Raw genomic sequence first — 416 nt, 5'->3', positions numbered from 1 at the left:
GGGCTGCAAAACTGAGTTGTTTCATGGGCAATTTCAGTCGATTGATGATGTCCGCTATTTTACAGGTTCAGGAACTTGTTCAGGGCTTCCCTAAGGATAGGGCCAGGATTATGCGACTTGCAGTTAGCATTGTGTTTCCACTTATGTTGATTGCGTTTGGAGGTATACCCAATAATGCGCCCAATTGAACTATTTTGAACAATGCATTTGATTGGTTTCTCCAATGGTTATGAAACAGGGAATGCTAAGTTCTAGAACCATCCGTGGACTGCCGTAGGTATTCACCATAGGTCAGTATCCACTCAACGAGGCTCACCAATAGTGAGTTTGGTTGCGAATTTCGGATACCAGCAGTAGCCTATTAAACTGGCAACTGGAGGTTGAAATGTATCGGATACCAAGACAAAGCTACACCA

The 416-nt window shown here is 43.8% G+C and carries 1 protein-coding gene; it reads left to right on the top strand.

Annotation, left to right across the window (positions count from 1 at the left end; all coding sequences use genetic code 11):
* A partial coding sequence (locus tag SCT_RS17735; protein ID WP_237759711.1) for a hypothetical protein occupies positions 1 to 188 on the top strand: 188 nt, incomplete at its 5' end.
* Between the last annotated feature and the right edge of the window lie 228 nt (positions 189 to 416).

This window comes from Sulfuricella sp. T08 (assembly GCF_000971475.1).
GTDB lineage: Bacteria > Pseudomonadota > Gammaproteobacteria > Burkholderiales > Sulfuricellaceae > Sulfuricella.
This window is presented reverse-complemented; position numbering and strand designations above follow the sequence as displayed.